General features: G+C 65.1%; 1 protein-coding gene. It reads left to right on the forward strand.

Translation table 11 applies throughout. The features are described 5' to 3' along the window. On the forward strand, positions 1-758 hold a 758-nt coding region (locus tag H8A95_RS43255), incomplete at its 5' end, for a LysR family transcriptional regulator (protein ID WP_229188481.1). Positions 759-906: the final 148 nt, after the last annotated feature.

A 906-nucleotide genomic window follows, 5' to 3' on the forward strand; every position in this document is an offset into this window, starting at 1 on the left:
TGCTGTTCATTCGCACCACCCGCAGCGTCGGCCTGACCGAGGCCGGCGAACGATTTTTGGCGCGCGCAAGACCCGCGTTCGAGGAATTGATCGCCGCCAGCGGTGCCGCGCGCGAGCTCGGGCAGAAGCCGGCCGGGCTGTTGCGCCTCACCGTGCCGCGCTCGGTGGTGCCGATCCTGCTGGAGCCGCTGATCGCGTCATTCTGCAAGGCGTATCCCGAGATCGAGGTCGAGCTCGCCGCCAGCGAGGAGCTGGTCGATCTCGCCGCCGGCGGTTTCGATGCCGGCATCCGAATGGGTCAGTTCATCAACCCGGACATGGTCGCGGTTCGCCTGACCAGGCCGTTCCCTTTCGCCATCGTCGGTAGCCCGGACTATCTCGCGCGCCGCGGCCGGCCCAAACGTCCGGACGATCTGCGCGAACATGCGTGCCTCAGGTTGCGGCGATCGAACGGCGGACTGGCCCCATGGTCGCTGAACGACAACGGCCGCTCGATCGAGCTTGCCGTATCCGGCTCCTTCATCGGCCATGACTTCCCGACACTGGTCGGCGCGGCGCTCGAAGGTGTGGGGCTGGCGCAAGTGCCCGCACCGCTGATCACTGCTAGCGTGAAGGAGAAGAAGCTCGTCCGCGTGCTGGACCAATTCGCACCGACGACACCCGGCGTGTTCCTCTACTATCCCGGCCACCGCCAGATCATGCCGAAGCTGCGGGCGTTCATCGATCACGTGAAGAGCAAGTCGGCGGCTGGGCGCTAACCCATCCGGTCTGCGCGCTGGATGTATGACCCCCGATGCCTCCATTGGTTCAGTGTCGTCCCTGCGAAAGCAGGGACCCATAGCCACCAGTGGTTATTGTTGAGCGATGTCGGAACGACGAGTCGCTTCAACAACACAAGCCTCGGAG

This window comes from Bradyrhizobium oropedii, assembly GCF_020889685.1.
GTDB lineage: Bacteria > Pseudomonadota > Alphaproteobacteria > Rhizobiales > Xanthobacteraceae > Bradyrhizobium > Bradyrhizobium oropedii.